Below are 21,138 nucleotides of genomic sequence, written 5' to 3'. Positions count from 1 at the left end.
CACAGAAAACTATAAAGGATGATCGTAATGTCTGACTATTTACACGCTGAACGTAACGGCGAAATTTTCGAAATCACTTTAGATAAGCCAAAAGGCAACGCCGTCAGCGCTGCCCTGAGCCGGGAGATGGGAAAACTGTTTGCCGAATTTCGAGACGACCCATCCCTACGAGTAGCGATACTGACTGGTGCGGGCGAGAAATTCTTCTGCGGCGGGTGGGACCTGAATTCGGTGGCAGACGGAGAGGAGTATACCGGTGACTTCGGTGAAGGTGGCTTTGGCGGTTTCATCGAAATGCCAAAACTCTACAAACCCGTCATTTGTGCCGTTAACGGCTACGCGATCGGTGCGGGTTTCGAAATGCTGCTGCGCTCCGACTTTGTGATCGCTGCTGAAAACGCACAATTCTGGCTTCCAGAATCCCAGCTTGGTGTAGCGCCAGATGTAGCAACCTTCCTGCTACCGAAACTCTTGCCTCGTCAAAAGGCCATGGAAATTTTAATGACCGGCCGTCGATATACAGGCCACGAGCTGGCCGACCTGGGATTGGTAAACAGTGTTGTGCCAGCGGGGCAAGCAATAGCCGCAGCACGCGATCTTGCAGAGGAACTCATCAAAGCCGCTCCGCTATCGCTGGCAGCCATAAAAGAAGCCGCTGAACTGACTGAGGGGCTTACATTCAGTGAAAGTTACGGCGCCCTTCGCTCGAAAGAGTGGCCAGCGTTTATGGCCATGCTTGAAAGCAGTGATGCGCAGGAAGGCGCCAAAGCTTTTCTCGAGGGACGCTCTCCAGAGTGGACCGGACAATAACAATAATCTAATCGGAGAAACGTTATGGATTTTCAACTGACTGAAGAACAGAGCATGCTGGTGCAGACCGTATCCACGTTTGTGGAAAAAGAGCTGCTGCCTTATGAAAACGAAGTTGAGGAACGTGGCTTTGTAAGCCCTGAACTAGCGGCAACCATCCGATCCAAAGCCCTTGATGCAGGCCTTTACGCTTTCAACCTGCCTGAATCTGTTGGTGGGCTCGGAATTGATCACGTTAGCCAAGCACTTATTGAGCGGGAACTATCGAAAGTTTCGTGGGCGCTTCACGTAAACGTAGCTCGTCCAAGCAATATCTTGATGGCCTGTCGAGACGACCAAATCAATGATTACCTAATGCCATGCGTACGCGGCGAAAAATCGGACTGCTTTGCACTTACAGAGCCAGGCGCCGGTTCGGACGCTGCAGGCATCACCACTCGGGCACGAGAAGACGGTGATGAGTATGTTATTAACGGAAGCAAGCACTTTATAAGCCACGCCGGTGAAGCTGACTTTGCCATTGTATTTGCGATCACAGGGGTTGATAACGCCTCATCACGTCCACGTAATCAGGTGACGGCATTCCTGGTCGACAAAGGCACAGCTGGCTTTGAATGCCGCCGCGGCCCGATTTGCGTCAGCAACCGCGGTTACGAGCAATATGAGCTGTTCTTTGATGATTGCCGTGTACACAAGTCCAAGGTGCTGGGTGAAGTGGGCAAAGGCTGGGAAGTCGCCAACACTTGGTTGACAGCGGGACGCGTTATGGTGGCCGCAAACTGTGTGGGACAAGCGCAGCGTGCCATGGACATGGCCGTCCAGTGGGCAGCAGATCGCAAGCAATTCGGAAAAGCCATAGGAAGAAATCAGGGCGTTTCTTTCAAGCTTGCGGATATGGCAACAGAGATTCGCGCCGCAGAGCTGTTAACGCTTCATGCTGCCTGGAAGATGGACCAAGGTACAATGACCGATTCAGATGCAGGTATAGCAAAATTGTTCGCGAGTGAAATGCTTGGTCGAGTCACAGACGAAGCCGTGCAGATCTTCGGTGGCATGGGGCTAATGAATGAAACACCTGTAGAGCGATTGTGGCGAAACGCCCGCATTGAACGGATTTGGGAAGGCACTTCTGAGATTCAGCGCCACATTATTTCAAAAGACCTGCTGCGAAATCAGGCACAGTAAAAGATATTGCCCAAAAAGATCTTCCAACAATAAAACAGATCAAAACAAAGGCATTGAACAATGAACAACAATATTGCAGGGGCTACCCGCCCCAAAGATGCTCCGATCGATAAACACATCTTCTGGCCTTCTTGCCTAATCGTTTCAGCAGTCATCCTTGGGATGATTGTCTTTGAAGATCAGGCGCTAGCAGGTATCAAGGTCGCATTTGATTTTGTTACCAACCAATTCGGCTTTGCCTATATCTGGGCTGGCGCGTTCTTTTTTGGTGCAGTGTTATGGTTATCGCTAGGGCGCTATAGTCAAGTACGCCTTGGCGGGCCCGACGCTCGCCCTGAATTCTCACGCCTAAGCTGGATCACAATGTTTTTCTGCTCAGGCATTGGCACCTCGCTGATCTTTTGGTCTTCCATTGAGTGGACCTATTACTTCACTGCGCCGCCTTTTGGGTTAGAGCCCAGAAGTGATCTTGCCGCAGATTACGCTGCGATGTACGGCATGTTTCATTGGGGACCGCTTGCCTGGGCGTTCTATTGTTTGACGGCCTTCCCTATCGGATACGCCTTCTACAACCGGAAAAAATCTCAGCTGCGACTGAGTGCTGCTTGTTCAGGGCTTCTTGGCGACAAGCACGCCAATGGCCTCGCCGGTAAGGTCATCGATATCCTGATGGTGTTCGGTCTAGTTGGCGGTATCGGCACGGTACTAGCGTCGGGGACACCGATGCTCGCAGAGGCCGTTAGCCGTCAATTGAATATTGAGCACACGTTCAAAGTCGATATCGCGGTAGTGCTCGTCTGGGTTGCGATCTTCGTTACCTCCGTCGTGCTCGGCCTTAAGAAAGGCATCCAACGCCTAAGCCGACTCAACATGTATGCGCTGACCATCCTGTGCCTCATAATTTTTATTGGTGGCCCTACCTTCTTTATGCTGAACAGCTTTACCAACAGTCTCGGCCTTATGGTTACTGAGTTTGCCCATATGGCGTTCTATACAGACCCAGTTGCAAACAGCATGTTCCCGCAGTGGTGGACGATTTTCTACTGGGCTTGGTGGGTAGCGATGGGGCCCTATATGGGCATTTTCATTGCACGGATCTCTCGTGGCCGTACCTTCAGAGACATTGGCCTAACCGTTTTGTCGGCGGGCAGCGCGGGGTGCATGTTGTTCTTCGTACTCTTCGGCAGCACCTCTATGAACGCTGAACTAACGGGTGCTTTCCCGGTACTCGAAACAATTACCAACGAAAGTCCTTCGGCTGCCATTTTAGGCACATTAGAGCAGCTTCCGTTTTATGACGTCATCCTCATCCTGTTCATCGTAGTCGGCTTCGTCTACTCAGGCACAACGGTCGATTCCTCAGCGTACGTTTTGGCCTCCGTCACTTCCTATAACCTCCGTGAAGGCGTTGAGCCAAACGTTGCCAACCGCTTTTTCTGGGCGATTGCGTTAGGGGGTGCCGGACTGGTTCTTATGAACGCGGGTGGCCTTGAGCCCATTAAAACAGCAAGTCTCGTTGTCGGCGTGCCACTTCTGGTAGTGATGTGCATGTCCTTCTTCTCACTTTTAAATTGGCTGAAGGCAGACTACCCCATGCATACCCCAAGCATAGAGAAGAAAAAGGCTAGCAACGAACACATGAATGCCGAAGCCAGCCGTAATTCAGCAGTAGGAGCAGAGAGCTATGTTTAAGACTCGAATAACCGAACTCTTCGGTATTGAGCACCCAGTTATTCAGGGCGGAATGCAACGGGTATCAACTGCAGAGTTGGTTGCAGCTGTGGCCAATGCCGGTGGGCTCGGATTTCTGAGCGCCCTCACCCAGCCCACCCCTGCGGCTCTGGCTGAGGAAATTGCTCGAACTCAGACGATGACGAACAAACCGTTCGGAGTGAACCTAACGATCTTGCCGAGCATTACACCTCCTCCATACGAAGAGTATGCTCAGGTCATCATTGATTCTGGCGTGAAGATCGTCGAAACCGCAGGGCGCAGTCCCAAACCGTTCATGGCCGCATTTAAGGAAGCGGGAATAAAGGTGGCCCACAAGTGCACATCTGTGCGCCATGCGCTGAAAGCACAAGAAGTCGGCTGCGATGCGGTCATCATTGATGGATTTGAGGCTGCGGGTCACCCAGGCGAAGATGACATCCCTTCTCTCGTTCTACTACCTCGCACCGTTGATGCTTTGGACATCCCGGTTATAGCCTGTGGTGGGTTCAGCGATGGCCGGGGGCTAGCGGCGGCTCTGGCCATGGGAGCGGAAGCCGTCAGCATGGGCACCCGTTTTTTAGGAACTGTAGAAGCACCTGTGCACCAGAACCTCAAAGACAAACTTCTCGAAGGCAGCGAGCTAGATACCCAGCTGATTTTCCGTAAGTTCCGTAACACGGCCCGAGTCTACCGAAACTCGGTGGCTGAAGAAGTTGTCAGCATTGAGCAAAAGAAGGACACAGAATTTTCGGATATAGCGGAATTAGTGTCCGGTAAACGAGGTGCAAAAGTTCTAGAAACCGGCGACATGGAACACGGAATCTGGTGGGCAGGTATGTCACAAGGCCTGATTTACGACATCCCAACCGTGGACGTTTTGGTAAAACGAATAGTCTCAGATGCTTACGAAATTGTTCAGGGGCGCCTAGCCAAACTGATCAGCGCCTAGTACATACTAAACAGAAATATGCCTTAAGCTTTGCCCCTTCGGGGGCTTTTTTTATGCCTGAATAGACGCTGCTGCACGTGCCCGGTGAGATTTACGGTCATTCGACGGAGTGCAGCTATATACCGATCGGTAATTTCGTGTCAGAGCTGCAGAAGAACTAAACCCACAACGCACCGCTATCTGAGTTATTCCGAGACTAGTTTCCCGCAATAAACGCTGTGCTGCGGCTATGCGCAACTCAATGTAATGCCGGGCCGGTGTTGTTTTAAATATTTCATGAAATTCTCGCTCGAGCTGACGTTGCGAAGCTCCTACCTTTGAAGCTAAATCCGAGATCGCGATTGGCTGTTCAATATTAGCCTCCATAATTCTCACGGCTTTTGCCAATCGCGGCGCTCGAACGCTAAGCCAAGTAGACGCATATTCTCTCTGTTGTTTACTGCCCGGCTGCTCAATATCGAATATAAGGTACTCAGCTACCGCAAGGGCTAATTGCTCGCCGTGGTGCTGGCGTATCAACTCCAAGATGAGGTCCATAGAAGTGCTCGCCCCACCTGTCGTAATCCTGTCTCTATCAATCACATAACGGTCGGCACACACTTTGATGTCGGGAAAACGCTCATGAAACACCTCTAGCTCTGCCCAATGAATCGTGGCCCGATAACCACTCAGCAAGCCCGCTTTAGCAAGCGCAAAAGCACCAGCATCCATCCCCGCAATTTGAACGGCATAAGGTTTAAGTTTCCGGAGGCTCTTAACCAAATCCGCCGTGATATAAGATTCATAATTATAGCTGGCTAATACAAAAAGCACGTCCAGCGGTGCTGTACCGGGAATGTCAGCAATGCTTTGATTAACAGGGAACGTCAGTCCACTGGTACTTGATACACATTGACCATCAACCGAGAATAAATGCCACTTAGCAACAGGTCGATCTGACAAATCATTTGCGGCGCGAATAGGCTCAATAAGATTGGAAAAACAGAGATTACTGAACTCTGGCAGCAAAAGGATGCCGTAATTTTTGATCATCGCTCACCGACCCGATTCATCACCGTTGACAATAACGACTGCCCCATTTCGTTACAAGGCCGCACATCCCATGAGACGGCTCAGTCATAACTGGGGGACCGCCGTTCCAAGAAAGCCCTAACCCCTTCTACGAAATCATCGTCGTAAACACAATCGGAAAAGCTATCTAACTCCGCTGCCAGAGTTGCATTAAATTCATCGAAATTACGCTGAGCATGCAGCAACCGCAGCGTATTTGCTGAGGCAAGATTCGGCCCTGAAACCAGTTGTTGCGCCACTTGGCTGACATCTTCCTCTAACTCATTTGCCTCAACCAACCTCGTAACAAGCCCCCAGTTCTCAGCCTGCTCAGCATCAAAGCTACGGTTAGTCAAAAGTACATCTGATGCTCGCCGCTCGCCGATCAAACGGGGTAGGCTGTATGACAGTCCGCCATCAGGTGTCACGCCAAGACCAAGGTAGGCGGGTACAAATCGGCTTCCACGAGCCGCAACCACTATATCGGCGACGCAACACAGACTAAGACCAAAGCCTGCGGCCGCGCCTTGCACAGCCACCAGCAACGGAACACGCAGTGAAGCAAAAAGCGCCATAACTTCATGAGCTAAGCTAACGTATTGGCGCGCTTGTTCAGACCGTTCGGAAGAAGGGAGGTCAACCAGTTCTGCGAAGAAATCAATATCACCTCCCGCACAGAATACCTTGCCATCACCCTTCAATATCACCACTCGTACGTCTTGATTGTCATGCAACTCACGAAGCACTTGCCTGAGCTCAAGAAAGGCTCCTTCAGACAAGGAATTGAGCTGCGAGGGGCGGCTAATGGTAATAGTCGCTGTATGCTGAACGTATTCAAGATTGACACAATGGGACATCTTAACCTCGCTGGGGTGCGCGTAGACTGGTTCGTATTCCAAGACTCAAATAATTATCGTCGCTATGAGCTTACTGAATTTTCAGCGGACAATCTCTTGGACTTTAGGCCGTTGATTCTCTGCGTGTTCACGTGTTCAGTTTTATCCGCCATCGCTTTTGTTTTGGTCTAAATCCATTTAAAGCCCAAACCGCTTTATTTTCCGGTACAGCGTTGCTCGGGTTATGCCCAACTCTCGCGCCGCAGCACTAATATTGTCACTGCATTTTTCGAGCGCCGCACACACAGCCTCGCGTTCGGCATTAGCCAATAAGCGTCCCGATTTCGGAGTCATTGCTGGCGCTAACGCGGTAAATCGATTCGCTTTTACTGCTTCAGGCAGGTGATCAACTTCAATAACACCGTTATTAGCCAGCGCCTGCCCTAACTTTAGTGCCTGTTCCAGCTCTCGAATGTTTCCTTTCCAGGGATAATTTCTTAACAGGTTGCGGGCTTCCGGAGACAATATCGATGGTCTATCTGGTGATGCGGCGACCGCCAGCAAATGATCGATCAACCCATCTAGATCTTCACGTTCTCTTAATGGCGGCAACGTTACCTTCAGGCCATTCACCCGATAGTAAAGATCATCGCGAAAGCTCCCTTGTTCCATTAGCTCATCCAGATTCCGGTGGGTAGCGCAAATCAAAGAAAAGCAGACCTCACGAGTTTTTTCTTCCCCCAGCCGAGTTACCGTTCGCTCCTGCAGTACACGTAACAAGCGTGCTTGAAACTCCACCGGCATGTCTCCAATCTCATCAAGAAACAGCGTCCCTCCGCAGGCCTCTTCGAACTTTCCTTTGGCGCCCCCACGGCGAGCACCGGTGAACGCTCCGTCGGCGTAGCCAAATAGCTCAGATTCAATTAAGCCTGCTGGGATAGCTGAGCAATTTACAGCCACAAAGGCACCTTTAGGGGAAGGGCCCTGCGAGTGTAACCAACGGGCAAGCACCTCCTTTCCTGTTCCCGTTTCACCGCTAATCAACATCGGCACACGATGCATGAAAGCACGGCGTGCCTTTTCAAAAAGAGGACGCAGGGAAACCTCTGCAAAAAATGGAGACGGTGCTGTTGCTGATGCGCGTTCCAACACAACTTGGGCGTGAACAGGTGAGGATACTTCGGGCACTGTTTCGGCCTTCAAAAACAGTTCTGATCCATTGTGGCATGCCACCTTAATTGGACTACGTTGCGAACGCCTTACCTCATCAAGACTGCAAGAGAACAAATCTCTGAACGTCACCGCTCCCCCGTTCTGCTCAAGAATGTCCAGTTCCAGCATCTGCCGAGCAGTGGGGTTTGCCCCCAACACTTCACCATCTGCACAGAAATGAATCAGACCTCGCATCGGCGAACCGGTTAGCTCTGGAAGATAGTGAATCGCAAGCACCCAAGCACCAGACAAATCTCCTACCATCCGGTTTTCAACAGCTCTGCTCGCCAAAGCAACGGACTCGAGTATCCCTACAGGACGACCATCGTAGTGCTTAGTCGCATTCAGGGCCCCGATCACCATTCCTGCCGGGTCAAAAATGGGGACAGCAACGCAAGCAAGATCTCGAAATTCATGCAAAAAATGCTCATCACCACACACGACTGAAGGCCTGTGTTCGAGCAAAGCACAGCCAGGGCCATTAGTACCCGCAACTTGCTCAGAAAGATCGAGCCCCGAGCTTAACGATGTTCCCAGCAGGCTTTCCTTTCCAAAATACTTAATACTCCGACCTTCTCTTTCCAGACAGGCAAAGACCCAGCCAGCTGCCCCCCAAGACCGAAACAAATTTCGCATTTCCGGTTCTACATAACACAGAAGATCTCGGTGCTGATCGTGCAAATAAGGTAATTCATTGAGCGACAAGGTCTTTCGTAAAACCTGATCGACAGGAGAAAGGCCGTGCTCTCTAGAGCGCAACCAGGATCGCATAACCTCATCCCGCACCCACTGAGACGGCACCTCAAGGCCCGCATCAAAAAGCTCCCGTGCTTGCTGAACCCGGGTATCTTGATCGAAATTATGTACCTCCATACTTCCTCCACCAAGCTGTTTTATTTTTATTCACCTGACCGGATGGTGTGTATTAAAACGATCCAGTTTTTCCTTCCCTGGGCCTTTATGTATTTCTATTGATCCGTAACCCTCTGTTTCATCGGTCTATTTATATTTCAGTTTACTTGGCACGAGCTCTGCTTAGACACGTCTGCGGTACCAACAAAATCAATAAGGAATCTGCACTATGCCATTTATGTCAAGCTTTGGAAAAATAACCCCAGCGTCCTCAAAGCAGCGTTTCCTATGCCTAGCTACTGCTACCATAGCCTCTTTGCTGCTCTCTTCAGGCAATGCCAACGCCGTTGATATCGATGCGGGAGACTACACTGCGCTCCCGCCGGGCACTAATCTAGCAATGGGCTACTACCAGTTCGCTACTCGGGACTCCCTCTACTCAGACGGCGATAAAGCCCCTATCAATGCTAGGCTCGATTCACATATCGGTATTCTTCGGGGCGTCCACTTTACTGAAATCGGAGGTTACACCGTAGATCCTCAGTTCCTTCTACCGGTAGGAAAGCTTGAAGGCAAGGACGACACATCTGGCCTAGGCGATGCCAGTGGCGTAGGTGATCTGATCTTAGCCGCCACAGTCTGGCTGGTAAACAAACCTGAAAGTAACACCTATTTCGGTATTACTCCTTTCCTCTACCTCCCCACTGGAAGCTATGACCGAACTGACGCTTTAAACCTTGGAGAGAATCGTTGGAAATATGCCTTGCAAGCCGGCTACGTTAACGGGATTACCCCTAAGATCTCACTAGATCTGGCCGCTGACGTTACGGTTTATGGTGACAACGATAAGTTTGGATCGACTAACGCAACCCTAGAACAGGACCCTTCTTATCAATTCCAAGGGTTTCTTCGTTATCACCTGTCTTCACAATTGGATTTTCGCGCAGGAGTTTCTCACACACTAGGAGGCGAAACATCTGTGAACGGTACCGATCAGGACAACCGGATATCACACACAAAGATAACCGTGGGTACGGCTTGGTCCGCGACGCCAGGCTTACAGTTAATGGCAAATTATGGGACAGACCTTTCAGTAGACAACGGGTTTAAAGAACAGCATCGAATCAACCTTCGTGTTCTCAAAGCCTTCTGAATGGCTAGAAGCAGAAATAACAAAGATAAAGGACATTGAGATGACATTTATAAAAAACGGCTCCGGAATCCTTATAATACCCCATGCCCTCCGATTGGCCCTGGTGGTGAGCCTAGGGTTTACTAGCGCTCATGCAATCGCTGCCAATCGCATTGACCAAGTCAATGAACGCTACATCTTAGAAAACGCCAAAACAGGCAAAGATTGGCCGGCTCACGGTTTCGATTACTCAGAAACACGCTACAGTCCCCTCTCCCAAATTACAGCCGATAATGTCGATAAACTGGGGCTCGCCTGGACCTACGACCTGCAATCAAGTCGCGGGATTGAAGCGACCCCCTTGGTTGTCGACGGAGTGATGTATGTCACCGCATCCTGGAGCGTGGTGCATGCAGTTGATGCCAAAAACGGTAAAAAGCTATGGACGTTCGATCCGGAAGTTCCTCGCGAAAAAGCCTACGAGGCCTGCTGTGACGTGGTCAACAGAGGTGTCGCCTTATACGAAGGCAATGTCTATGTTGCGGCACTTGATGGGAGACTGGTCGCCGTCGACGCAAAAACAGGCAAAAAAGTCTGGGAAAAAAATACGCTGATTGACAAGGAAATTGGTTACACGCTGACAGGGGCACCACGGGTGTTTAAAGGCAATGTAATCATCGGAAACGGCGGCGCAGAACGCGGTGTAAGGGGCTATATAACAGCATACGACGCCAAAAGTGGAGAGCAAAAATGGCGCTGGTTCACCGTACCCGGGAACCCAAACAAGCCCTTTGAGAACGAGGCTATGGAAAAAGCCGCAAAGACCTGGGACCCCAGTGGCAAATACTGGGAAAGCGGTGGTGGCGGCACCGTTTGGAACTCAATGGTCTTTGATCCAGACCTAAACCTTATGTACATCGGCACAGGTAATGGCGCTCCATGGTCGCATAAAAAGCGCAGTCCAAAAGGCGGAGACAACCTCTACGTAGCTTCTATCGTCGCACTAAACCCCGATACCGGCGAGTATGTTTGGCATTACCAGGAAACGCCGGGAGATAACTGGGACTACACCTCAGCGCAGGACATGATACTTACAGATCTGGTTATAGAGGGCGAACAGCGAAAAGTTATTATACATGCGCCTAAAAACGGATTCTTTTTCGTGGTCGACCGGACCAACGGGGAGTTTATATCCGCCAAGAATTTCGTCGATGTGAACTGGGCAGTAGGGTACGACAGCAACGGACGACCTATCGAGGCACCTGACGCGCGGGCTACTGACAAACCGTTTGATGCGATCCCGGGCCCCTTTGGCGGACACAACTGGCACTCAATGTCGTTTAATTCTGACACAGGGCTAGCCTACTTCCCGTCTCAGAACATTCCAGTGACATTATCCGAAGACCCCACCTGGCTAAATATAGACAGCAATGAGCCCGGACAACCCATGAGCGGTATTGGCTGGAATACGGCTATGAGGATCAACGAGGCCCCTCCTTCGAGTAAACCATTCGGACGCCTGACAGCCTGGGACCCAGTGAAACAAGAGGAGGCCTGGCGTTACGAGCATGCCTCTCCTTGGAACGGAGGCGCGCTTTCTACCGCTGGCAATCTGGTCTTTCAAGGCACAGCAGATGCTCGATTAATGGCGTTTAATGCTCAAACAGGCAAGCCGTTATGGGAGTCTCCCATGGGAACCGGTGTGATCGCAGCGCCGGTCACTTATGAAGTAGATGGCACCCAATATATCTCTATTGCAGCGGGCTGGGGCGGCGTATACGGCCAATCTCAGCGAGGCTCAGACCTAAAGACTCCCGGCACCGTTTATACATTTGCCCTGAATGGTGATGCGGAAATGCCTGAGTTCACCAAATATCAGTTAGGTTCACTGATATCCGGCGTTAAATACAATCCGGAGTTTGTCGAGGAAGGCACCGGACTTTACGTCAGTAACTGCGTTTTTTGTCACGGCGTCCCCGGGGTGGATAAAGGCGGAAACATTCCGAACCTAGGTTACGTCAATAGTGCTGTTATTGAAAATCTAGGAGCCTTTGTCTTTAACGGTCCATTTGTATCCAAAGGAATGCCTGACTTTACGGGCAGGCTGAGCGAAGCCGATGTCGAGAAAATAAAGGCATTTATCCAAGGTACCGCTGACGCAATTCGCCCTAAAAGCCAATGAATCGAGGAATTTTCAATGAACAGTATGACAAACGAAGTAGCAAATACCCAACAAAAGACACGTGCATTTCTAGATCGCCAAACTCACCGCATGTTGATAGGCGGACAATGGGTTGATGCACTGAATGGCGAGCGCCTACAGATCGTCAACCCGGCCGATGAAGCGGTAATTGGAAGCATACCGTCTGCCCACGCAGAGGATGTTGATAACGCTGTAGAGTGTGCAAAAAAAGCGTTAGAACATAGTGTTTGGGCGCGGATGCGGCCTTCCACTCGGCAAAATTTGCTTTTAGAGTTGGCCGATCTGATTGAGCGTGACGCTCGAGTAATCGCCGAACTGGAAGCCATCGACAATGGCAAATCTGCCGCCATTGCTCAGGCCGTCGATATAGGTTTAGGACTGGAATTTTTCCGCTACATGGCGGGCTGGACAACCAAAATTGAAGGGTCAACTTTGGATGTATCTGTGCCTTTTGCGCCGCCCGAAGCAGACTTTTTTGCCTACACTCGGCGGGAACCGGTCGGCGTTGTGGCCGCCATCATACCGTGGAACTTCCCCTTTCTAATGGCGTGCTGGAAACTCGCACCAGCCCTTGCAGCCGGCTGTACCGTGGTTCTTAAGCCCGCAGAGCAAACGTCTCTTTCTGCCCTGTATTTAGGGGAGCTTATTGAAGAGGCCAACTTCCCTGAAGGTGTCGTCAATATCGTCACGGGTGATGGGCAGAATGCCGGTTCGGCTTTGACCAAGCACCCGGGCATCAACAAAATCAGCTTCACGGGGTCAACACAGGTAGGACAGGTCATCGGCCGCGCCGCCATGGACAATATGGCCCGCGTTACTCTGGAGTTGGGAGGTAAGTCACCTATGATTGTCTTGGGGGACTGTGATCCTGAAAAAGCGGCACAAGGTGCAGCGACAGCCATATTTTTTAATCACGGGCAAACCTGTAGCGCGGGCTCACGCTTATACGTGCACCGAAGCATCTTTGATGCGGTTGTGAATCGGCTCGCGGAGCTAGCCGAGAGCATTCCAATGGGCTCGGGCCTCGACCCTGCTACGGAAATGGGGCCGCTGGTGTCCCAGGTACAGCTCGATAGGGTCTGCCATTTCATTGAGAAAGGACGCGAGGAAGGTGCCCGCTTGGTAACTGGCGGCGAGAGGGCTGATCGCAAGGGCTATTACGTCAAACCAACCATCTTCACCAGTGAAGATGACAGCCTAGTTATCGCCAAAGAGGAAATATTCGGTCCGGTGCTGGTAGCAATCCCCTTTGATGATGTGGACGATGTAGTTCTCCGCGCCAATGACAGCCGCTACGGCTTGGCAGCCAGCATATGGTCAAACGATCTCTCACAAGTGCAACGTATAATCCCAAGACTTAAGGCCGGCACGGTCTGGGTCAATGGGCACAATATGCTTGACGCAAACGTGCCATTTGGAGGCTACAAACTTTCTGGGGTTGGCCGCGATATGGGCAAACAGTCTCTGGACTCCTACCTAGAAACCAAATCGGTTTTTATGGCCCTTTAGCAAAATAGAGAGCATGAGGCCCCGGGGTACGGATACCGGGGCCTCGATATACGAGCCACAGGTTTACACTGTCAAACACCCTCTCAAGACGACACTTATGAACAACTACAAATTGACCTTTCGCTTGTTGAGTGGACTTATCATGTTGCCTTTCACCATGACAGCCTATGCACAAACACCCGCTGAAATAGTGGTGACGGCGCCGGTGATGGAGCGCACTTTGTACCAAACACCGGCGGCCATCTCGGTCGTACAGCCAGATTCGATTCATAAAGGCCAACCCAAGCTAAAGCTTGATGAATCTCTTGCTATGGTTCCTGGTCTTTTTCTGCAAAACAAGGAGAACTTCGCGCAAGGAGAACGTATAGCCATACGTGGGTTTGGAGCGCGAGCGCCTTTTGGAGTTCGGGGTATTACGGTTGTAGTAGATGGCATCCCGTATACGTTACCGGATGGGCAGGCCCAACTGGATGCAATTGACCTCGACAGCGCCGAGCGCATCGAAGTTATCCGCGGCCCGGCCTCAGCTCTATATGGCAACGCAGCTGGTGGCGTTATCAGTGTAACCACATCAGATGGGCGTCGTAGACCCAATGAAACATCTCTGCGAGTTACGGGCGGAAGCGATCGCTTTGGCAAGATCTCACTCAAAAACAGCCAGAACAATGGCCCCTGGTCTCACAGCATCAACGGTTCAGCACTTAACTATGAGGGATATCGCGAGAACGCTAAGGTTGAAAAATACCTTCTGAATGCCAAACTGCGCCGAGAGCTCGGAAACGATCGCTCGATGACCGCCATCATTAACCTCCTAGACAACCCACGCTCAAAAGACCCAGGCGCACTGACCACTCAGCAGGCTGAAGAAGACCGATCTCAGGCTGGGCGCTTTACTGAGGCTTACCACACCGGGCAATCCGTTGATCAACAAGTGGTAAGCCTCCAATACCAGGATCTTTCTGCGGGGCCAGGCGAATTCCGCGCGAATACCTTTTACCTCCGCAGGAATTTTGAACAGCAACTGCCCTACCCCGGTGACAGCCGAATTGATTACGATAGGGATTATTATGGGGTAAGGGCCGATTACCGAGAGTCGCTTTTAATCTCTGGGTTGCCTTTTCGCTATGTCGCCGGCCTAGAAGCCCGAAAACAACGGGATGATCGTATCCGCCGAGGCATGAGCTTCGGAGGAGAGCTGCAACGGCGGACCGCCGATGAACTGCAAACCGCCACGGCATTGGGTGCCTTCGCACAAGGAGATGTGAGCCTGTCCGAGCAATTAACCCTATCAGTGGGTGGTCGTTTCGATCGGGTACACCTCAAAGTCAATGATGATTTCACCACCGACGGAGACCAAAGCGGGAGTCGCACTCTACGTGAATGGAGTGGCTCTACAGGTTTGAGTTACCGCTACCTTAAATCCCACCAGGCCTATGCCAATATCAGCAGTGCCTACGAAACCCCCACTTTCTCGGAGTTTGCAAATCCTTCTGGAGTGGGTGGGCTTAACCCCGAAGCTGAACCACAAAAATCGCTGAATCATGAACTAGGGCTGCGAGGCAGCTTTGGTAACGGCGTCAACTACGACATAACCCTGTTCTGGGTAGATGTCCGCGATGAACTGATCCCCTATGAATTGCCAGGGCTGGATGACCGTACCTTCTACCGTAATGCTGGCAAAACCACACGCAAAGGTGTTGAGGCTGCGGCCGATTGGCTAATTTCGCCGAGCTGGCGCGCAGAAACAGCACTCACGTTGGCTAGCTACGAGTTTGATACATACCGTTCGGGTGCCACTAGTTATGATGGAAACCGTTTACCCGGCCTACCTGAGCAGTTTTGGTCAAACCAACTCACCTGGCAAGGCTTGGGCGGCGCGTTTACCACCCTAGAGGTCCGTTATATCGGAGACATCGTCGCCGACGATGCCAATGAAACCAAGGTCGATGACTACTGGATGATCCACTTTCGAGGAGGCAATACGCTTTACGCCGAAAGGAGTTATCTGTTGAAAGGGTTTGCGGGCGTGCACAATCTCGGCGATACAGAGCACTTTGCCAATGTTCGTATTAACGCCAGTAATGATCGGTACTATGAACCGGCTTCTGGGCGTACTTGGTACACGGGCCTTGAGTTTGTCTTCTGATGGATGGCTTCTATGATTCTGGGGCGCGGAAACAATGTTGCCCCACAAGATTAGCTATCTATAGTTCATCCCACCCACGTGCCGCATTACTTCGGCCGCAGTATGTTTCAATTCAGAGAGCAATGTCTCCATAACGCCTTCAGTATTCATAACAGGATCAGGTCCTGAAATGTTTATGGCCGCTATGACCTGCCCTGTAAAATTTCGGATAGGGATCGCGAGTGCCGTCGAATGATCTGAATAGTGATGTGTCCAGCCTTGAGCCCGCTCTTTTTCGCAGAGCGCCATCAATTCTGGCATGGACTGTGGTGCTGGCCGAGGATAGCCATCGAGTCGCTGGCCCTGAAAAAGGTGCTGCAACTCGGCCGGTGACATCCCCGTCAGGAGCGCCCTACCCATAGCGGTTGTGTGCAGGGGAAAACGAGTACCAACGGGCACGTTGACCGAAACCCTCTGTAACGCCAACGCACGATAGACATAGAGTACTTCCGTGCCGTCTCGAACGCCTACATGACTGGATAATGAAGTGCTGTCTCGCAATCGCGTCACGAAAGGAGCAGCTACCTCGACAATCTCCCGACTGGCGAGGTAGCTGAAACCACGAGAAACCACTTGAGTCCCTAACGAATAGGTATTGGTTCCGATCTTGTTCAAATACCCCATGGAGACCAGAGTCTGCACGATTCTGTATAAAGAACTCGTGCTGACCCCTAAGCTCTGTGCCATCTCCACTTGGCTCAATGCCCGACAGTTACTGTCAAACATTTCCAAGATACGTAGCCCTTTCTGTAAGGCCGGAACGGTATAGTCCTTCTGACTCAAGAGTTATCTTCCCTATGCTGCGTGCGCCACCGGTTGAGAGTGCCCCGCCCTGTAGTTCCTCCCAAGAATCACGAGTACTACTGCGCCGGAGACCAAGATCAGCCAAGGATTGTTGCCTACCAGAGACAACCCTGCAAGGCTAAGTATTGTTTTCTCCACCTTCGAAATTGGCGCACTGAAGAAACCGATATACGCCGCTGACAAGGCTACAATACACAGGATGCCACTGATCATCGCGAGCGAGAATTCGAACCATGTGAAATTGAGAAATAACAGGCTCGGAGCATAGATGAACATCAATGGCACCAGCGCCTTACCCATAGATAGCCGGAATGCGGTGACCCCGGTCTTCATCGGATCCGACCCCGAGATCCCCGCCCCTGCATACGCGGCCAAAGCTACCGGCGGCGTCACATCGGCAAGTACACCGTAATAAAAGATGAAAAAGTGGGATGCCAACAAGGCAATACCAAAATCATCTAGTGCCGGAGCCACGATAGCGGCAAGGATAATGTACGTGGGTGTGGTTGGGATTCCAGCCCCCATCAGGATGCAAGCCAACGCGACCAAGATCAGCGCGATGAACAGGGTCAGACTGTCTTCTGTCAATAAATCAAAAGGAATCACCACAGCCAACGTGCTACCAAAATCAGTAGCCAGGCCAACAATAGCTCCCGAGAACTTAAATCCGAGCCCAGTCAATGTCGTTACACCCAGCAGAAAGCCAACGCAGGCGCATGCAGCGGTAATAGCGATGGATTGCTTCGCACCTTCTTCAAGGCCATCAATCAAACGTCGTGGCGTTAAGGCACTTTCATGATCCAACTTGGTGAACCCGAGTGGTCTGAGCAAGAGAGGTAGGTAAGAGCAGACAATGGTCAGAATAATGCCCCAAAATGCTGCCAGGAATGGGGTGAACTGCATAAGCAGTAGTGTCACCATCACGACTAACGGAATAACCTGATGCCAGTGTTTAGATAGCACGGCGCCAAGGCGAGGAATTTGCTCTTCTGGCATACCTTTAAGGTCCAGGCGGCGGGCCTCAAAATGAACCATGCACAAGGTTGCGAGATAGTGAAACGCAGCCGGTATGATGGCAATCAGAATCAACTCGCTGTATGGAACACCGAGCATTTCGGCCATCACGAAAGCGGACGCGCCCATAATCGGCGGGGTAATCTGGCCACCACAAGAAGATGCTGCTTCTGTGGCTGCAGCGAAGCGACCACTAAAGCCGTACTTTTTCATCATCGGTATCGTAAATGCACCGGTGGTAACCGTGTTAGCAACGGGTGAACCAGAAATCATGCCAAAGAAACCCGACGAAACGACAGACACCTTTGCCGGACCACCTGAATAGCGGCCTGCAACGAGGGTTGCCAGCTCAATGAAAAGTTGGCCAAGGCCGGACGCCTGGGCCAATACACCAAAGAGCACAAAATGGAACACATACGTGGCGACAACACCAATAGCGATACCGTAGATACCTTCCGTTCCGAGATACAGGTGCTCAACCAGTCTAATGATGTCGTAGCCCCTATGCGCCATCACGCCCGGCAAACTCGGACCAAACATGGCGTACAACAGCGCGAGCACACCAATAATTGACAGTGACTCCCCCATGGTTCGGCGCGCACCCTCAACGACCAGCATGACCGCCATGCCGCCCATCAGGTAGTCGAACGCTTTTGGGAAGCCAATATTGATTATGAAAATCTCTTTGAAAAAAATCACTAAGTAAGCGGAAAAACCAGCACCCGCCAGTACTAACGGCCAATCAAGCCAACTGGGTTTATTCCGACTTCCCATAGCAGCAACGGGCAAAGCGGACAGCGCCATGAACACCGCAAAACCGTAAATCATCCATGTCCACCAGACCGGAATATCACTCGCCAAGGCTTGGGCTAGCTGATGGGCAACCAGCAGATAGAAGGCGCCGTAGGCAAGGCTCAAAACGACATTGATTTTGAGGTGCTTCGGTTGCCGCCTAGGAAATACAATAAACAGTAGGCCCATGATAAAGGCCATGTGCACATTGCGGTGGGTGATCTCGTTTAATAGGCCGAATCCCGCTGTATATATATGAAAAACACTCAGAACAACACAAGTGATCGTCACCAGTGTTTTGAGAATGCCTTTCAAGTCCCTGAAATTCGACTCGTTATCGAACTTTTTTATCAGGTTATCCAGATCAGCTTGGTGCATTTCAGGCCCGCTGGACGAAGAACGGTTGTCCGCCTGGCTGTTTGAGTTGCTCATACCCGTTCACTCTGAGTTATGGTTGGCAGTTATAGACCGGAGAAATCAGCAGCCCGCCGTCCGGCCATTGGTTCAAATTGATATTCTTATTTCCAGTGTGCAATCTGTTCTTGAAGCGCCGATCGGTTCGTACAATCAGCGGTCCAATATCCCGATCCATTTCCAGAATAAACTGGCCATCCCTGCGCTTGAAAGACGTCGCATCGGGTTCGTTCACCAGTGAGGGCAGCCCTTGCCCATGGGCGATAAAAACTTCTGCTGTCTGGTTAATCGTCAGTCCGCCAGCGGAGGATTCCACCAGTCGGTAGTAATCCTTGACAGGCGTATGCGACACAGAGTGGATGAATGAAAGTTCAAACGTCTTGTCGGCCACAGGAATACACGCAAGCAGCTTGCCTTCCCGGTAATAACTAATTTCCAGTTCTGCAGCCTGCAGTTTGCCAGCCAGGGCAAAGGCCCCGGCTAACAGCAGGGCTAGCTTATTCAATGATGCCCTTTTCACGGAAATACTTTTCTGCACCTGGATGCAAAGGAATGGATACCGACTCCAGAGCGGTTTCGCGTGTAATTTCCTTACCCTTCACGTGGACCTTGGCCAAGGTGTCTGTATTTTCGTAAAGCGCTTTGGTAACCGCGTAAGCAATATCTTCTGGCAAGTCAGCATGGGTTGCCCAGATCGCTCGGACAGCAATGGTTTCAACATCGTTGTCCACGCCTTTATAGGTGCCACCCGGCAGAATGGTGGATGCGTAATACGGCTGGGTTTCCTGCAATTTTTTGATCGGTGCACCGGTCAACGGAATAATGTTGATATCGTGCCCGTTAGCCAATTCCAAGATAGATGCGGTTGGTGAACCGGCAGTAATCAAGGATGCGTCAAGATTTCCATCTTTTATTTTCTCGGCAGATTGAGAGAAGGAAGAATAATCTTCGGTTAAATCATCACGAGTCATGCCATGAGCTTCCAACAGGTCCCCGAGTAGTTGCCACTGCCCGGAGCCAGGCGAACCGGAACTAACGGAGTGGCCTTTCAGATCACGAAATGACGTAATACCGGGCTGGGCTACCAATTGAACAGCCTCTGGATACAGAGCACCCAGAGCTCGAAGATTCTTCTGGGCCTTTCCCTCAAACTGGTTCTGTCCCTTGTAGGCCGAATCGAGGATATCGGCCGCAACAAAAGCAGACTCTATATCTCCCCGTCCGAGCAGGCCGGCATTTGCCACCGATGCGTTTCCAGTCTCAGCCGTCGCTGACAGTTTTTTGCCTTTCAACTCGGCGTTATTGGAGATCACTTGCGCTAACATGCCGCCAAGCGGGTAATAGGTGCCGCCCGTCCCACCGGTAGCGATTCCAAAAAACACTCGCTCCTGCGCCTGCGCAGCTCCCGCAGCCAGACCCACGCCCAAAGCGGCAGTCATAAGCATCGTTTTCAGCTTTTTCATTGTTTTGACTTCCTTTACTGTTTTAGCTTAGTGATACCGCCTCATGGGCGGCAGTGTTGACACAGCAGTGTGTCCGCCAGCAGAGCCGCTGTTTTAGCGGTAACGCCAGATTCATCAAATTCGGGATTCAACTCGCAAATTTCTACCAAAGGCATGCCGTAAGGTAATGTCGCAGCAATCTGTTGCGCTTCATTAATCACAGCTTGCACAACTTCCAACGCAACACCTCGTGCCGCTGGAGCACTAACACCAGGTGCCTGATAGTGAGGAAGTACATCCAAGTCGATGGTCAGGTAGAGCATGTCCAAACCCTGACTGAATTCGCGGACTTGTTTTATGACGTCCGGAATATCTACCTCCCGCATATCTCTATCTTCACGATAACTAACCCCCATAGCACGGGCACGTTCGAATAAGGAGGAGGTGTTGCTCGTCCGAGCAAGGCCCAAGCAGCAGTAATGAAAAGAATCCCGTCCGCAGCGCTCAGCTATTTGGGTAAAGGGCGTACCCGACGATGCACCCTGTTCACCTTTCATTCGCAGGTCAAAATGGGCGTCTAGATTGATAATGCCGATTCTTGTAGTGGTCGGGTCGTACACTTTTGCTAGCCCCGAAAAACTGCCCCAAGCTGTTTCATGTCCCCCACCTATTACTAATAGGCGATTGACGGACGCAAGTGCTTCCGCAACTTTTGACGCCAGCTCTTCTTGACCGTGCTCCAATGCGTCACCGACAACCTCGACCGTACCAAGGTCAATTACCGACACGTCATCACCACCGTGCCAAGCTAAGCTACCCAGTTGACGCCGAAGCGCATCCGGACCAGCAGCAGCACCGGGCCGCCCCTTATTTCTCTGGACACCTGCATCGCACGCAAAGCCAAGCATTCCCACGGTTTGACCGGAGCGTCCATCTGGCGCAAGTGACACCATTTGATGCCACCGTGTAGCACCAGCCCCTTCTTCACTATCTACCCTGCCGTGCCACTCTGATGCTGGCTTGAACGTGACCATAC

Annotated in this window: 16 protein-coding genes; 8 read left to right on the top strand and 8 right to left on the bottom strand. The window is 51.4% G+C overall.

Going from position 1 to position 21,138, the window contains the following annotated elements:
- The first annotated feature begins 27 nt into the window (after positions 1–27).
- From DOQ08_RS15815 to DOQ08_RS15800, 4 genes are read left to right on the top strand one after another with little or no spacing between them, the layout of a single operon-like run.
- Entirely contained in the window at positions 28–810 is a 783-nt protein-coding gene (locus DOQ08_RS15815) for an enoyl-CoA hydratase-related protein (RefSeq protein ID WP_114335959.1), read from the top strand.
- Between the two features lie 24 nt (positions 811–834).
- Positions 835–1,995, top strand: coding sequence for an acyl-CoA dehydrogenase family protein (locus DOQ08_RS15810; RefSeq protein ID WP_114335958.1), 1,161 nt, complete (start codon positions 835–837; stop codon positions 1,993–1,995).
- A gap of 60 nt (positions 1,996–2,055) precedes the next feature.
- A complete protein-coding gene (locus DOQ08_RS15805) occupies positions 2,056–3,687 on the top strand; it encodes a BCCT family transporter (RefSeq protein ID WP_114335957.1) in 1,632 nt (543 codons plus the stop codon).
- Complete coding sequence (locus DOQ08_RS15800; RefSeq protein WP_114335956.1) at positions 3,680–4,657, top strand: NAD(P)H-dependent flavin oxidoreductase; 978 nt, start codon at positions 3,680–3,682, stop codon at positions 4,655–4,657. The genes DOQ08_RS15805 and DOQ08_RS15800 overlap by 8 nt, the downstream gene beginning before the upstream one ends.
- A 51-nt stretch (positions 4,658–4,708) precedes the next feature.
- On the opposite strand, the gene DOQ08_RS15795 is transcribed toward DOQ08_RS15800, so the two are convergent.
- From DOQ08_RS15795 to DOQ08_RS15785, 3 genes are all read right to left on the bottom strand, one after another.
- Entirely contained in the window at positions 4,709–5,689 is a 981-nt protein-coding gene (locus DOQ08_RS15795; RefSeq protein WP_114335955.1) for a GlxA family transcriptional regulator, read from the bottom strand.
- A gap of 80 nt (positions 5,690–5,769) precedes the next feature.
- A complete protein-coding gene (locus tag DOQ08_RS15790) occupies positions 5,770–6,564 on the bottom strand; it encodes an enoyl-CoA hydratase/isomerase family protein (RefSeq protein ID WP_114335954.1) in 795 nt (264 codons plus the stop codon).
- A 177-nt stretch (positions 6,565–6,741) separates the two neighbouring features.
- Positions 6,742–8,526, bottom strand: a complete 1,785-nt coding sequence (locus DOQ08_RS15785; protein WP_206074883.1) for a sigma-54-dependent Fis family transcriptional regulator — start codon at positions 8,524–8,526, stop codon at positions 6,742–6,744.
- A 310-nt stretch (positions 8,527–8,836) separates the two neighbouring features.
- On the opposite strand from DOQ08_RS15785, the gene DOQ08_RS15780 reads away from it, so the two are divergent.
- The 4 genes from DOQ08_RS15780 (at position 8,837) to DOQ08_RS15765 (ending at position 15,597) form a co-directional block, all read left to right on the top strand.
- The gene (locus tag DOQ08_RS15780) at positions 8,837–9,760 is read left to right on the top strand and encodes a transporter (RefSeq protein WP_206074882.1); all 924 of its coding nucleotides are present in this window, start codon (positions 8,837–8,839) and stop codon (positions 9,758–9,760) included.
- Positions 9,761–9,800: 40 nt separating this feature from the next.
- Positions 9,801–11,921 (top strand): PQQ-dependent dehydrogenase, methanol/ethanol family, encoded by a 2,121-nt coding sequence (locus tag DOQ08_RS15775; protein ID WP_114335952.1) that lies wholly within the window; start codon positions 9,801–9,803, stop codon positions 11,919–11,921.
- A gap of 15 nt (positions 11,922–11,936) precedes the next feature.
- On the top strand, positions 11,937–13,451 hold the full coding sequence (locus DOQ08_RS15770) for an aldehyde dehydrogenase family protein (protein WP_114335951.1): 1,515 nt from the start codon (positions 11,937–11,939) through the stop codon (positions 13,449–13,451).
- A 97-nt stretch (positions 13,452–13,548) separates the two neighbouring features.
- Positions 13,549–15,597, top strand: a complete 2,049-nt coding sequence (locus DOQ08_RS15765) for a TonB-dependent receptor family protein (protein ID WP_206074881.1) — start codon at positions 13,549–13,551, stop codon at positions 15,595–15,597.
- 54 nt (positions 15,598–15,651) lie between these two features.
- On the opposite strand, the gene DOQ08_RS15760 is transcribed toward DOQ08_RS15765, so the two are convergent.
- Genes DOQ08_RS15760 through hutG form a run of 5 tightly spaced genes read right to left on the bottom strand, consistent with a single transcriptional unit; the run spans position 15,652 to position 21,136 of the window.
- Positions 15,652–16,419, bottom strand: a complete 768-nt coding sequence (locus DOQ08_RS15760) for an IclR family transcriptional regulator (RefSeq protein WP_114335950.1) — start codon at positions 16,417–16,419, stop codon at positions 15,652–15,654.
- Between the two features lie 12 nt (positions 16,420–16,431).
- Positions 16,432–18,678, bottom strand: coding sequence for a TRAP transporter permease (locus DOQ08_RS15755; RefSeq protein ID WP_114335949.1), 2,247 nt, complete (start codon positions 18,676–18,678; stop codon positions 16,432–16,434).
- A 16-nt stretch (positions 18,679–18,694) separates the two neighbouring features.
- Positions 18,695–19,165: a DUF1850 domain-containing protein gene (locus DOQ08_RS15750; protein WP_165823684.1), complete on the bottom strand. Its 471-nt coding sequence runs from the start codon at positions 19,163–19,165 to the stop codon at positions 18,695–18,697.
- On the bottom strand, positions 19,158–20,123 hold the full coding sequence (locus tag DOQ08_RS15745) for a TAXI family TRAP transporter solute-binding subunit (protein WP_114335947.1): 966 nt from the start codon (positions 20,121–20,123) through the stop codon (positions 19,158–19,160). Before DOQ08_RS15745 ends, DOQ08_RS15750 begins: the two co-directional genes overlap by 8 nt.
- Before the next feature lie 41 nt (positions 20,124–20,164).
- The gene (hutG, locus tag DOQ08_RS15740) at positions 20,165–21,136 is read right to left on the bottom strand and encodes a formimidoylglutamase (protein WP_114335946.1); all 972 of its coding nucleotides are present in this window, start codon (positions 21,134–21,136) and stop codon (positions 20,165–20,167) included.
- Between the last annotated feature and the right edge of the window lie 2 nt (positions 21,137–21,138).

This window comes from Marinobacter litoralis (genome assembly GCF_003336705.1).
Classification (GTDB): Bacteria; Pseudomonadota; Gammaproteobacteria; order Pseudomonadales; family Oleiphilaceae; genus Marinobacter; species Marinobacter litoralis.
Note: the sequence above shows the minus strand (reverse complement) of the source record. Positions and strands in the feature narration are given on the sequence as shown.